14 protein-coding genes are annotated in these 12,952 nt (G+C 66.9%); 7 read left to right on the plus strand and 7 right to left on the minus strand.

Annotation, left to right across the window (positions count from 1 at the left end):
• Positions 1-81 precede the first annotated feature (81 nt).
• The 4 genes from AC5P5X_RS17455 to AC5P5X_RS17470 all read left to right on the plus strand — a co-directional run bounded on the left by AC5P5X_RS17455 (position 82) and on the right by AC5P5X_RS17470 (position 3,676).
• Positions 82-651: a redox-active disulfide-containing membrane protein gene (locus AC5P5X_RS17455; RefSeq protein ID WP_005412027.1), complete on the plus strand. Its 570-nt coding sequence runs from the start codon at positions 82-84 to the stop codon at positions 649-651.
• A gap of 10 nt (positions 652-661) precedes the next feature.
• On the plus strand, positions 662-1,825 hold the full coding sequence (locus tag AC5P5X_RS17460; RefSeq protein ID WP_005407797.1) for a COX15/CtaA family protein: 1,164 nt from the start codon (positions 662-664) through the stop codon (positions 1,823-1,825).
• A 4-nt stretch (positions 1,826-1,829) separates the two neighbouring features.
• Complete coding sequence (cyoE, locus tag AC5P5X_RS17465) at positions 1,830-2,723, plus strand: heme o synthase (RefSeq protein ID WP_043035494.1); 894 nt, start codon at positions 1,830-1,832, stop codon at positions 2,721-2,723.
• A 146-nt stretch (positions 2,724-2,869) separates the two neighbouring features.
• Positions 2,870-3,676: a hypothetical protein gene (locus AC5P5X_RS17470; RefSeq protein WP_049396183.1), complete on the plus strand. Its 807-nt coding sequence runs from the start codon at positions 2,870-2,872 to the stop codon at positions 3,674-3,676.
• 116 nt (positions 3,677-3,792) lie between these two features.
• Here the strand turns inward: AC5P5X_RS17470 and AC5P5X_RS17475 are convergent, their stop codons facing one another.
• From AC5P5X_RS17475 to rpsU, 6 genes are all read right to left on the minus strand, one after another.
• Complete coding sequence (locus AC5P5X_RS17475) at positions 3,793-4,764, minus strand: bile acid:sodium symporter family protein (protein WP_005407800.1); 972 nt, start codon at positions 4,762-4,764, stop codon at positions 3,793-3,795.
• A gap of 31 nt (positions 4,765-4,795) precedes the next feature.
• On the minus strand, positions 4,796-5,296 hold the full coding sequence (locus AC5P5X_RS17480; RefSeq protein WP_076739838.1) for a protein tyrosine phosphatase family protein: 501 nt from the start codon (positions 5,294-5,296) through the stop codon (positions 4,796-4,798).
• Positions 5,297-5,324: 28 nt separating this feature from the next.
• Positions 5,325-7,064 (minus strand): DNA primase, encoded by a 1,740-nt coding sequence (dnaG, locus tag AC5P5X_RS17485; protein ID WP_033833640.1) that lies wholly within the window; start codon positions 7,062-7,064, stop codon positions 5,325-5,327.
• A gap of 60 nt (positions 7,065-7,124) precedes the next feature.
• Complete coding sequence (locus tag AC5P5X_RS17490; protein ID WP_049396179.1) at positions 7,125-8,045, minus strand: YihY/virulence factor BrkB family protein; 921 nt, start codon at positions 8,043-8,045, stop codon at positions 7,125-7,127.
• A 105-nt stretch (positions 8,046-8,150) separates the two neighbouring features.
• Complete coding sequence (locus tag AC5P5X_RS17495) at positions 8,151-8,594, minus strand: GatB/YqeY domain-containing protein (RefSeq protein WP_062606923.1); 444 nt, start codon at positions 8,592-8,594, stop codon at positions 8,151-8,153.
• Between the two features lie 134 nt (positions 8,595-8,728).
• Positions 8,729-8,944 (minus strand): 30S ribosomal protein S21, encoded by a 216-nt coding sequence (gene rpsU / locus AC5P5X_RS17500; protein ID WP_002808376.1) that lies wholly within the window; start codon positions 8,942-8,944, stop codon positions 8,729-8,731.
• A 166-nt stretch (positions 8,945-9,110) separates the two neighbouring features.
• Between rpsU and tsaD the strand changes: the two genes are divergently transcribed.
• Positions 9,111-10,136, plus strand: coding sequence for a tRNA (adenosine(37)-N6)-threonylcarbamoyltransferase complex transferase subunit TsaD (gene tsaD / locus AC5P5X_RS17505; protein ID WP_032966370.1), 1,026 nt, complete (start codon positions 9,111-9,113; stop codon positions 10,134-10,136).
• Positions 10,137-10,169: 33 nt separating this feature from the next.
• Here the strand turns inward: tsaD and AC5P5X_RS17510 are convergent, their stop codons facing one another.
• Positions 10,170-10,823 (minus strand): hypothetical protein, encoded by a 654-nt coding sequence (locus AC5P5X_RS17510; RefSeq protein WP_049396178.1) that lies wholly within the window; start codon positions 10,821-10,823, stop codon positions 10,170-10,172.
• Between the two features lie 354 nt (positions 10,824-11,177).
• Between AC5P5X_RS17510 and folB the strand changes: the two genes are divergently transcribed.
• Positions 11,178-11,531, plus strand: coding sequence for a dihydroneopterin aldolase (gene folB / locus AC5P5X_RS17515; RefSeq protein WP_005407807.1), 354 nt, complete (start codon positions 11,178-11,180; stop codon positions 11,529-11,531).
• A 91-nt stretch (positions 11,532-11,622) separates the two neighbouring features.
• A complete protein-coding gene (locus AC5P5X_RS17520) occupies positions 11,623-12,894 on the plus strand; it encodes a mechanosensitive ion channel family protein (RefSeq protein WP_005407808.1) in 1,272 nt (423 codons plus the stop codon).
• The last annotated feature ends 58 nt before the right edge of the window (positions 12,895-12,952 follow it).

Below are 12,952 nucleotides of genomic sequence, written 5' to 3' on the forward strand. Positions count from 1 at the left end.
ATTCCTGGATGCCGGCCGGCGGCCGGCGCTACCGCGGCGTCACACCCGCATCCCTCACCCAACCATGAGAAAATGCCCCGCATGAACACTGCTACGTCCCCGCAGGCGCGCGGCTCCGGCCGCCGGACCCTGGTGCTGCTGTTTGCCGTGTTCTTCGGGGCGATGGCGCTGGCCGCCGTGCTGCGCTTCTCTGGCTGGCAGCCCACCGGGCACCGCAATGCCGGCCAGCTGCTGAAGCCGCCTGTGGACCTGCGCCAGCAGGCGCCGACCCTGGCCAACGGCCAGCCGTACCCGTGGAACCCCGAAGCCCGTACCTGGCGCCTGCTGGTGGCGCCGGCCGGTGCCTGCGACGCCCAGTGCGTCACTTTGTCGCAGGGACTGGGCAAGGTGTGGCAGCTGTTCGGCCATAACGCCGATAATGTCGAAATCCTGTGGCTGGGAACGCCACCGGCGTCGATCGCCTCGCTGCCCGCGCTGCGGCCGCTGGCTCCGTCGCCAGCACTGCGCGCGGCCCTGCCCGGCGTCGACGATCCGGCTGGCCTGCCGGTCTACGTGATCGATCCGAACGGCTTCGTGATCATGCGTCATGCCCCGGGCACCGACCTCGGTGGCCTGCGCAAGGACATGGCCACGTTGCTGAAACTGAAGTGAGTCCCGTTTGATGAGCCTTTCCGCGCGTCCGGCGCTGCACCGCAATTTCCACCGCCTGGCGTGGTTCGCCATGATCATGACCGCGAGCACGATCATGTTCGGCGCCTTCGTGCGCCTGTCCGATGCCGGCCTGAGCTGCCCGGACTGGCCGACCTGCTATGGCCAGGCCACCTGGCCGCAGCACGTGGAAGAGACCATCGGCCACCCGGCGGCGGAGATCCGCCCGCTGGAGACCCACAAGGCCTGGCGTGAACAGGTGCACCGCTTCCTGGCCGGCGCACTGGGCATCGAGATCCTGACCCTGGCGCTGCTGGCCACGCGCAAGCGGCGATTCGGAAGCACGGCGGTGGTGACCGCCTGCGTGCTGGTGGCCGCCGGCATACCCCTGTACATGATGGGCTGGCATGGCACCGCCAGTACCTTGGCTCTGATCGGCGAGGCGATCCTGCTGATCGCCGCGCTGCGCTGGAGCAACATCGACCTGGCGCGCGCTGCACTGCTGACCCTGGCCGTGGTGATCTTCCAGGCCCTGCTGGGCATGTGGACGGTGACCCTGCTGCTCAAGCCCATCGTGGTGATGGGGCACCTGCTGGGCGGCATGCTGATGTTCGCGCTGCTGGTCTGGATGGCCTGGCGCGCCACGCACATGCCGATCACCCTGGCCGAAGCACCGAAGCTGAAGTGGGTGCTGCGCATCGGCGTGGCGGTGCTGGTCACCCAGATCGCACTGGGCGGATGGGTCAGTGCCAACTATGCGGCGCTGGCCTGCGGCGGCGGCAGCGCCTCGCTGGACAACTTCCCGCGCTGTGCCAACCAGTGGTGGCCGCAGCACAACTTCGTCGAAGGCTTCACCCTGTGGCGCGGCATCGGCGTGGATTACGAAGGCGGCGTGCTGGATGGCGCCTCGCGTATCGCCATCCAGATGGCGCACCGGCTGTTCGCGGTGGTGGTGGCCGTCTACCTGCTGTGGCTGGGCGTGCGCCTGTTCCGCTTGCCGAGCATGCGTGGCTGGGCCAGCGCGCTGATCGCGCTGCTGGTGCTGCAGGTCACCCTCGGCATCCTCAACGTGAAGCTGGCGCTGCCGCTGGAAGTGGCGGTGGCCCACAACGGCGTGGCCGTTGCCCTGTTGTTCGTGCTGGTCAGCCTGCTGGCCCGCCTGCGCGCACCGGACTGATTCCATGTTTTCCAATTACCGCCAGTACTGGGACCTGACCAAGCCCAAGGTCGTTGCCCTGATCGTCTTCACCGCCCTGGTCGGCATGGTCCTGGCCATTCCGGGCGTGCCGAGCTGGGAGCAGATGCGCGCCGGCGTGCTCGGTTTCCTCGGCATCTGGCTGGCTGCTTCGGCTGCCGCCGCCATCAACCAGCTCCTGGACGCACACATCGATGCGCAGATGGCGCGCACCTCGTGGCGTCCGCTGGTGGTGGGCAAGGTCAAGCCGTGGCAGGTGCTGGTGTTCGCCGGCGTGCTGATCGTGCTGTCGATGACCATCCTGGTGCTGTGGGTGAACCTGATCACCGCCGTGCTGACCTTCGCCTCGCTGATCGGCTACGCGGTGATCTACACCGTGTACCTCAAGCGTGCGACCTCGCAGAACATCGTCATCGGTGGCCTGGCCGGCGCGATGCCGCCGATGCTGGGCTGGGCCGCAGTGACCGGCATGCAGGGTTCGTCGGACTGGGCGTACTCGTCGCTGCTGGTGCTGATCATCTTCATCTGGACCCCGCCGCACTTCTGGGCGCTGGCGATCTTCCGCCGCGAGGACTACGCCAAGGCGGAGATCCCGATGCTGCCGGTGACCCACGGCGTGGTGCATACCCGCAAGCAGATCATGGTGTATTCGGTGGTGCTGGCGCTGGTCTGCCTGCTGCCGTACCTGGTGGGCATGAGCGGTGCGTTCTACCTGGGCGGCGCGATCGTGCTCAACGCGGTGTTCCTCTGGTATGCCTGGCGCATGCTCAACCCGCCGGACGAATTGTTCTCGATGAAGATGTTCTATTACTCCATCGTGTACCTGATGGCGCTGTTCGCCTTCCTGCTGGTGGACCACTGGATCCTGCCCTGGTTGTGAGGGGCTGCCCTTTGTAGAGTCGAGCCACGCTCGACTCAGGCCCGGTCTGATGGCGGGAGCATCCACGCACGGCGTGGATCTACTTGAACCGCGGTTGCTGCGTCGCCATTGCTGTTCCTGACCGCAAAGGAAAGGAAGGCGCAGGGATGCATTCGATCTTCCGTTGGACCACCGCGCTGCTGCTGGCGCTGGGTGTGGCCCTCACCGCGCATGCCGATGACACCGCCGCGCAGATCCGCCAGCATGCCGGTGAGCACCGCCTGCTGGTACTGGGCGAATTCCACGGCACCCGCGAGACCCCGTTGCTGGTACGCCAGCTGGTGGACGACTACAGCCGCAACGGCCCGGTCCTGCTGGCGCTGGAACTGCCACGTGCCGAGAACCCTGTGCTGCGCGACTATCTGGAATCCGATGGCGGGGCCAGGGCGCGCCGGCACCTGCACGGCCGCGCGTTCTGGACCGTGCGCGATGACCAGCATGATGGTCGCCGCAGCCGCGACATGCTGGCGATGATCGAAGGCCTGCGTGTGCTGAAGATGCAGGGGCGCGTGATCGAATTGGTTGGCTATGACGTCAATGCCAGCAGTGGCGGCAACCAGGCGCGCGATGACTTCATGGCAGCCGAGTTGCGACGGCTCTATCGAGGGTTGCCAGACAATGCACGCATGCTGGTGCTGACTGGCAATGTCCACGCCATGCTGCGGCGGCCGGAAGGTATGCCGCCGGAAATGCAGAGGCAGCCGATGGCCTCCCAGCTGCGGGATCTGGATATCTACAGCGTGCGGTTGGGTGCGCTGCGTGGCCAGGCGTGGGCGTGCGCGGACCGTTGCATGGCGCGGCCACTTCCAGAGCAGGTGGCCCCGCGGCTGCGGGGCGATACCCATGCGGAACGGGCGTACGACCTGTGGGTGTGGATGCCGGAGCTGAGCGTCGGCACGCTCGTGGATCCGTAGCGTCAGGCAACCCATCCACGCATGGCGTGGATCTACTGGTGGTTCACGCCATCCGTGGTTTGGAGTAGATCCACGCCATGCGTGGATGGTTCACTCGGAACAACCCGCGCGCCCTGTCAGGGCTTGCGCCGCGCATACCGCTGCGCGATCACACCGCAGACGATCAGCTGGATCTGGTGGTAGATCATCACCGGCAGCACGATCGCGCCGAGGCTGCCGCCGGCGAACAGCACCTTGGCGATCGGCACGCCGGTGGCCAGGCTCTTCTTCGAGCCGCAGAACACGATGGCGATCTCGTCCTCGCGGTTGAAGCGCAGCCGGCGGGCGATGAAGGTGATCAGCGGCATGGCGATGCCGAGCAGCACGGCAGCCACCACGGCCACGGCCAGCAACGAGAGCAGCGGTGTCTTGCTCCACAACCCTTCGGTCACCGCTTCGCCGAACGCCGAATACACCACCAGCAGGATCGTGCCCTGGTCGGTGTAGCGCAGCAGCGCGCGCTGCTTCTCCACCCAGCCGGCAATCCACGGCCGCAGCAGGTGGCCGGCCACGAACGGCACCAGCAGCTGCAGCATGATGCCGCCGATCGCGTGCAGTGGGTCATGCACGCCGCCGGAGGTGCCGGCCAGCGCGGTCAGCAGCAGTGGGGTCAGGAACACGCCGAGGATGCTCGACAGCGAGGCGCTGCACACCGCTGCCGGCACGTTGCCGCGGGCCATCGAGGTGAACGCGATGGACGACTGCACGGTGGACGGCAGGGTGCACAGGAACAGCACGCCCAGGTACAGCTCCGGAGTCAGCAGCCAGCCCGACAGTGGCTTGAACATCAGCCCCAGCAGCGGGAACAGGAGGAAGGTGCAGGCCAGGATGGTCAGGTGCAGCCGCCAGTGCAGCATGCCGCCGATGATCGACTCGCGCGGCAGGCGCGCGCCATGCAGGAAGAACAGCGCGGCGATGGCGACGGTGGTGACATCGTCGAGCACGATGGCGGCGGCGCCCTTCATCGGCAGCAGCGAGGCCAGGCCGACGGTGCACAGCAGGGCGAGGGTGAAGTTGTCCGGTCGCAGGCGCGACCACCAGCGGGTCATGGTGGGCAGAGTCCTTGGTGCGGAGGGTGGTTCAGGGCGAGGTGACCGGTGTGGCCAGGCGCTGGCGGGTGGCGGCTTCCAGCGACTTCAGGCCGGCGCGCTGGCCGAGCTGAAGCGCCTGCTCCGGGCTGGCATGCTCATAGCGGGCATTGACCAGGCCGAGCACGGCACCGGCGCGGTTGCCGGAGGCGCAGTGCAGCAGCACCGGCCCCTGGCTCTGCTGCAGGGCCTGGTGCACGGCGCGCACATTGGCCGCGTCCAGGCCCTCGGCGCCGGCCACCGGAATGCGCACATAGCGCAGGCCCAGCGATTCGGCCGCGTGGATTTCATCGAAGCCCCGGTCCTCGCCAGGCTGGCGCAGGTCGATCACCGTGCGCACGCCCTGCGCGGCCAGGGCCTGCAGCTGTGCGGCGCTGGGCTGGCCGCCGGCATACAGGCCAGAGCGGACTTCGTTGAGGGGCGTGTCTTCGGCCAGGGCCGTCAGTGACAGGCAGAGTGACAACAACAGCAGGCAGGTCAGGCGCAGCAGCATGGTCCTCTCTCCGTGAAACGTTCTGCTGCTACAGGCGCAGCCCGGCGCGGGCCTTCAGCAGCTCGCGCAGTTCGTATTTGTCAGTATCGTCCAGACCCTGCTGGCGCTGCTTTGCCAACAACTCCTCCAGACGTTGCACCAGCAGCTGTTTCTCCAGCTGGGCCACTGCGTCGTGCAGTTCCTGGGTCCAGCTGGCTTCGGTGCCGGGCAGCGTCTGTGCGGCCAATGTATGCAGCGAGGCCTGTTCCTCGCGGCCGTCGAAGTGTTCCAGCAGGGCGCCGGTGCTGATGTCCGGGCGCTGTTCGACCAGCCCCAGCAGCTCCAGAAGCAGTTCCACACCGGGCAGGCGCAGGCCCTGGAAGTGATGCTTGCCGCCCAGGGTCAGCGCCAGCGAGGGTTGCTGCAGCAGCACGGCGATCGCGCCGCGCACCAGGCTGCGCCTGGCCACCGGCTGGATCGTGCGCGAAGGCTGGCGTTGCGGCATCGGCGTGCGTGCAGCCTGGGCGTTGCCGCCGAGCCCGGTCAGCTGCGCCAGCTGCTGCTTCATCAGGTCGCCGAAGGCACCGTCGGGAATCTGCGCCAGCATCGGCTTTGCGCGCTCGGCCAGGCGTGCCTTGCCATCGAGCGTGCCCAGGTTGATCTCGCGGGTCAGTTCGTCGAAGAAGAACTGCGACAGCGGCGTGGCCTGCTTCAGGCGCTCGTTGAAGGCCTCGGCGCCTTCCTTGCGCACGATGGTGTCCGGGTCCTCGCCATCGGGCAGGAACAGGAAGAAGGCCTGGCGGCCATCCTTCATGCGCGGCAGCACCGACTCCAGCGCCTTCCAGCCGGCGCGGCGGCCGGCGGCGTCGCCGTCGAAGCAGAAGAACACGTCCGGCGCGTTGCGGAACAGCAGCTCGGCATGGTCCGGCGTGGTTGCGGTACCCAGTGTTGCCACCGCCTGGGTGACACCGAACTGGAACAGCGAGACCACGTCCATGTAGCCCTCGACCACGATCAACCGCTCGATCTTCTGGTTGGCCTGGCGCACCTGCCACAGGCCGTACAGTTCGCGGCCCTTGTGGAACAGCGCGGTTTCGGGCGAGTTGAGGTACTTGGGGCCGTCGTCCTTCTCGAACACGCGGCCGCCGAAGGCGATCACCCGGCCGCGACGATCGAAGATCGGGAACATCACCCGGTCGCGGAACTTGTCGTAGACATGGCCGCGATCGTTCTTGGAGAACAGGCCGGCGCGGTCGAGCAGCTTCATGCGCCGCTCGTCCTTGCCCAGTGCATCGCGCAGGCCGCTGTACCCATCCGGCGCATAGCCGATCTGGAAGCGCGCGCGGTTCTCTTCGTCCACGCCACGCCCATCAAGGTAACTGCGTGCCTTGTCGCTGCCTTCCAGGTTCTTCTGGAAGAACCGGGCGGCGGCATCCAGTGCCGAATACAGCTCGCGGCTGTCGTCCTGCTGCTGGGGGCTGCGCGGGTTCTCGTTGCGCGGTACTTCCATGCCCGCGCGCTTGGCCAGCTCATCCACCGCGTCGAGGAACTCGAGGCGGTCGTAGTTCATCAGGAAGCTGATCGCGGTGCCGTGCGCGCCGCAGCCGAAGCAGTGATAGAACTGCTTGGTGGGCGAGACCGTGAACGACGCGGAGCGCTCGTCATGGAACGGGCAGCGCGCGGCGTACTCCTTGCCCTGGCGCTTCAAAGGCACGCGGCTGCCCACCACCTCGACGATGTCGGTGCGGGCGAGCAGGTCGTCGATGAAAGCGTCGGGGATACGGGCCATGGGCAACAGGGCAGGGCGCGGTGCAGGACCACGCGACGGAACCGGGGCGGTTGGCCTAGTTTACCCCCTGTCGGGCACCTGGCTGGCGGTTGCCGGATCAATGCCGGCTGCGGCCAGGTGATGACGCGCGCGCAGGCGCTCATCGATCACCGCCGTCATCAGGGCGCCAACGAAGAACACGACGGTGGCGTAGTAGATCCAGACCAGCGAGATCACCAGCGCGCCCATCGAGCCGTAGGCACTGCCGGGGGCCACGGTGGCGATGTAGACGCCGATGCCGTACCGGCCCAGTGCGAACAGTGCCGAGGTGATGACGCCGCCGATGAAGGCCTGGCGCCACGCCACGCGACGGTCGGGCAGGTAGTGGTACATGAAGGCGAAGCCGACTGCGTACAGCAGCAGGCTCGTGACGTACCCCAGCGCGGGCAGGATCGAGGGCAGTTGCGCGAAGGCCACCTGCAGCACCGTGGTGGCGGTCATCGACAGGATCAGCAGGAAGCCCAGCGCCAGCACCACGCCGAACGAGAACACGCGCTTGCGCAGCCAGGCCTTGAGGCCTTCCAGGCGCTCGCCGCTGGTGCGGAAGATCAGGTTCAGTGCGTTCTGCAGCTGGGCGAACACGGCGGTGGCGCCGACGAACAGCAGCAGCGTGCTCCACACACCCGCCAGCGAGCCGACATCCGGCTGGTTGTCGGCGTTCTTCAGAACGGTTTCGGCCACGGTGGCCGCGCTGCTGCCGGCCACCGAGCTGATCTGGTCGATCAGTGCCTGCTGGGCCGGTGGGTACAGCGAGGCGGTCAGCCACAGCAGCAGCACCAGCAACGGTGCCATCGACAGCAGGGCGTAGAAGGAGACGGAAGCTGCCTGGGTCAGCACGTCGACGTCGATGAAGCGCTTGGCCACCGCCATCGGGAAGCTGTCCTGCAGGCGCTTGATGTACTTGTGCAGTGACACGGGAACGTTGGGCTCGGGTTCAACCATGTGTGCGGTTGTAGCAGGCGACCGACGAAGGTGCGGTGAAGCGGGTGCATCAATGGGGTCAGAGCCCTTCCGCGTCGCGGAAGGGATCCGACCGCAAGTGCTGGATTACGCCAGCAGCTGCTTGACCAGCTTGGAGACCAGGCCCATGTCGGCCTGGCCGGCGAGCTTGGGCTTCAGTGCGCCCATCAGCTTGCCCATGTCGGCCGGGCCGGAGGCGCCGGTTTCGGCGATGGCGGCCTGGATGGCGGCCACGATCTCGGCTTCGCCCATCTTGGCCGGCAGGTAGGCTTCGATGACCACGATCTCGGCGCGCTCGATCTCGGCCAGGTCTTCGCGGTTGGCGGCTTCGTACTGGCTGACCGAGTCCTTGCGCTGCTTGACCATCTTGTCGAGCACGGCGACCACGGCGGTGTCGTCCAGTTCGATGCGCTCGTCCACTTCGCGCTGCTTGATGGCGGCATTGATCAGGCGGATCACGCCCAGCTTGTGCTTCTCGCCCGCCTTCATGGCGGCCTTCATGTCTTCGGTGAGCTGCTGCTTCATGCTCATGAGGAACCTCGTGGTGGTAGGTGGGGCGGGGGCGGATGCCCGAACCCGGAAACGCAAAAAGCCGGCGACGCTCGCGCGTGCCGGCTTCGGCTCCATCGCGACAGGCAGGCCCGCCGCAATGAAGATGCGTCCGATCAGTACAGGCGCTGACGCTTGGTGACGTCGCGCGACGAGCGGCGCAGCTGACGCTTCACAGCAGCGGCGGCCTTGCGCTTGCGCTCCTGGGTCGGCTTTTCGTAGAACTCGCGCTTGCGGGTTTCGGCCAGCACACCGGCCTTTTCGCAAGTGCGCTTGAAGCGGCGAAGAGCAAACTCGAAGGGCTCGTTCTCGCGGACTTTGACGCTGGGCATGGAATCTCCGGGACACAGTAGAACCGGGTCACGCCCGGCGAGCCGCACATTATAGCGGCGAATAGACAAACTGCAAGCGGCCAACCCTGAATACGGGCCGGAAGTTCGAAAGCAGTGAGATCTGCACATCCCCCGAGGGGGCGGCAGGGGCGTCATAATAGCAGGCATGCGAGTCCTTGGCATCGAATCTTCCTGTGATGAGACCGGCGTGGCGGTGTATGACACCGGCCTGTCCGGCAGCGCGGCCCTGCGCGCCCATGCGGTCTACAGCCAGATCGCCCTGCACGCCGAATATGGTGGTGTGGTGCCAGAACTGGCCAGCCGCGACCACGTCCGCAAGCTGCTGCCGCTGGTGCGCCAGACCCTGGCCGAAGCCGGTCTGGGGGTAGGCGATATCGATGGCGTGGCCTATACGGCCGGTCCCGGCCTGGTCGGCGCGCTGCTGGTGGGCGCGGGCGTGGCGCGTTCGCTGGCCTGGGCGCTGGAGGTACCGGCCGTGGGCGTACACCATATGGAAGGCCACCTGCTGGCCCCGCTGATGGAAGACGACCCGCCGGAAGCGCCGTTCGTGGCACTGCTGGTGTCCGGTGGCCATACCCAGCTGGTGGCGGTGGATGCGATCGGCCAGTACCGCCTGCTGGGCGAAACCCTGGACGATGCGGCCGGCGAGGCCTTCGACAAGACCGCCAAGCTGATGGGGCTGCCGTACCCCGGTGGCCCGCAGCTGGCCAGGCTGGCCGAGCAGGGCACGCCGGGCGCGTATCGCTTCGCGCGGCCGATGACCGACCGCCCGGGGCTGGATTTCAGCTTCTCCGGCCTGAAGACCCAGGTCCTGATGGCCTGGCGCGACAGCGACCAGAGCGAGCAGACCCGTGCCGACATCGCCCGGGGCTTTGAAGATGCGGTGGTCGAGACCCTGTCGATCAAGTGCGAGCGCGCGTTGGAAGCGGCGGGGACCAACGTGATCGTGGTGGCCGGCGGCGTCGGCGCCAACAAGCGCCTGCGCGCCCGCCTGCAGCAGATGGCCGAGCGCCTCGGCGGCCGCGCCTGCTTCCCGCGGCCGGCACTGTGCACCGACAACGGCGCGATGATCGCCTTCGCCGGCGCGCTGCGCCTGCAGGCCGGCCAGCACAGTCCGCCGAAGGTGGATGTGACCCCGCGCTGGGACATGGCGACCCTGCCGGCGGTGTGAACAGGTAGCGTCGGGCCACGGCCGGCGGACGCATTACCGATGCACTGCCAACGGCGACGCCGCCAGCACGGTTGTCGCCCGCTCATGGCGCTGCAGCCAGCCCAGCGTGTGTGGGCAGCGGGCATGGATCAGCCGCCCGATCGCGGCCAGGTCGGCGCCGATGTCGCGCTCGAGGATGGGCTCGTGATGGGCGATGCGGTTGCGCAGGTGGCGGATGCGGTCGAGGTCAGCATGGATGTTCGTGCGGACCACGCTGAGAGCATCCTGTGGCGCGTTCGGCAACGCAATCTTCAAGCCCCGCGCCCAGATGGCTCCCTCGAAGCGCCGCGTGAAAAGCTGCTGCCAGAAAGCGAAACGAAGACTGGCGATGATCTCCGGAGTGTCCATCCGAGGATCTGCCTGTCTATGGATATCCTGCAAGGCCGACAACGCGCCATCTGCTGGCATCCGCTGCAGCAGTGCAGGATGCCAGGGCCAGCGCGGCCCGAAGGTATGCGCCAGCGCCGCGGCCACCGCATTGCGGATTACGATTTCACAGACGTGCAGGGGAGATAGCAGCGCGCCGCACATCTGCATGTTCCATACGTAAAGTGAGGCGGCGTCCAAACAGTGCCGGTATGCAATGCGTTTGTACGTCGCCCACCGTGGGCGTGACAGCGCTGCCTGCAGGATTCGTTGCTCTCTCATCAAATACGGGACCACATGGCGGATCACTAGCCTGCGCTGGTTGCCGCAGGCGTGATATCGGGCAATGCCGCCGTGTCAGGCAGCAAAATTCCTGTATCGCCTTGGGCTTCCTCCAGTATGTCGTGATTGACTCTGGACCGTAGAGGAAATGAACGTCACGATCTGCATCGTGTGCTCCGGGACTCGCGGCTGGATTCCAGCTCCCCCCGGGGACGTTGAGAGGTACCAAAGGGCCCCGCTAGCAGGGCCCTTTGTTTTTTCCGGACCGCCCCACGCCGGTGGCCCGCCGCCCGTTCCGGGCAGGCTCACCGCCGTGCCGGTACCATGGCCGTCTGTATTCGGCTGGTAACCGCAATGGACAAGGTTTTCATCGAGGGGCTGACGATCGACGCCCTGATCGGCATCTACGATTGGGAGCGGCGGATCCGCCAGGACCTGGTGTTCGACCTGGAAATGGGCTTCGACAACCGTCGCCCCGCAGCCACCGATGACATCGCCCACACCCTGAACTACAAGGCGGTGAGCAAGCGCCTGGAACAGTTCGTGCGCGAGTCGGAGTTCGGCCTGGTCGAGACCCTGGCCGAACGTTGCGCGCAGATCGTGCTGGACGAATTCGATGTGAAGTGGCTGCGCCTGAAGCTGAGCAAGCCGGGCGCGGTGCGCGGCGCGCGCGCGGTGGGCGTGATCATCGAACGCACGCGGGACTGACCCGGTCGCGCCGGCCATTGGCCAGCAACCCCGGTAGTGCCGGCCGCTGGCCGGCAACCTTGGCAACAACGAAACAGACAGGAGACAACCGATGGTGGACGCGGTGGTGGCGGTACAGTGGCTGGAACGGCTGCAGAACACACTGGAACCCTATCCTGGCGCCTACCTGGCGTTGATGATCTCGGCGCTGCTGATCGCCGCTGGCCTGGCCAACTGGGTGACCAAGCGCATCCTGCTGCGCGGGCTGCGACGCCTGCTCAGCCGCCTGCCGGGCGCTGATACCGGCCGTGGCAGCCACCTGATGCGGGTGATCTCGCGTCTGTCCAATGTGGTGCCCAGCCAGGTGATCGCCTCGGGCATCCGCATCGTGCCGGACCTGCCGCCGGGGCTGGTGAGCTTCATCATCGGCGCCTGCCAGGCGTGGGCGATCCTGACCGTGGTGCTGGCCATCTCGCATGCGCTGGATGCGGCCAATGATCTCTACGAGCGCCGCCCCGAGGCACGCAACAAGCCGATCAAGGGGTACCTGCAGGTCGCCAAGATCGTCATCTTCGTGATCGCCGGCCTGTCGATCGTTGCCACCCTGGCCGGCGTCGACCTCCGCTATCTGGTCACCGGTCTCGGCGCCGCCACCGCAGTGCTGATGCTGATCTTCCAGGACACCATCCTGTCGCTGGTGGCCAGCGTACAGATCAGTGGCGATGGTCGCGTGCGCATCGGTGACTGGATCGAGATGCCCAGCCAGAACGCCGACGGTGATGTGATCGACATCGCCCTGCACACCATCACCGTGCAGAACTTCGACAAGACCATCACCACCATCCCGACCAAGAAGCTGGTGACCGAGTCGTTCAAGAACTGGCGCGGCATGCAGGAGGCCGGTGGCCGCCGGATCAAGCGCGCGCTGTACCTGGACCAGCACAGCGTCGGCTTCCTGGATGAGGGCGACCTGGCCTTCCTCGGTGAATTCGCGCTGCTGCGCGACTACCTGCAGGCCAAGGAGCAGGAGCTGGGGCAGTGGAACGGGCGCCTGCGCGAGCAGGGCGTGGCCGAGGTCAACAGCCGCCGGGTGACCAACCTGGGTACCTTCCGGGCCTATGTGGAGCGCTACCTGCGCAGCCACCCGGGCATCCATACCGACATGACCCTGCTGGTACGCCAGCTGCAGCCGACCACCGAAGGCCTGCCGCTGGAGCTGTACTGCTTCACCCGCAGCACCGCCTGGGGTGAGTACGAGGCGGTGCAGTCGGACATTTTCGACCACCTGCTGGCGATCCTGCCGGCCTTCGGCCTGCGGGTGTTCCAGGCCTCCAGCGACGCCATGTTGATGGCCGGGCAGCGCCAGTTGGCCGGCTCGGAGTAAGCTGCGGTGCCCCCGGCGGGGCCATACGGACCCCGCTGGTGGCTGAAACTGAATGAAC

The organism is Stenotrophomonas sp. YJH_SMC_91, assembly GCF_059368495.1.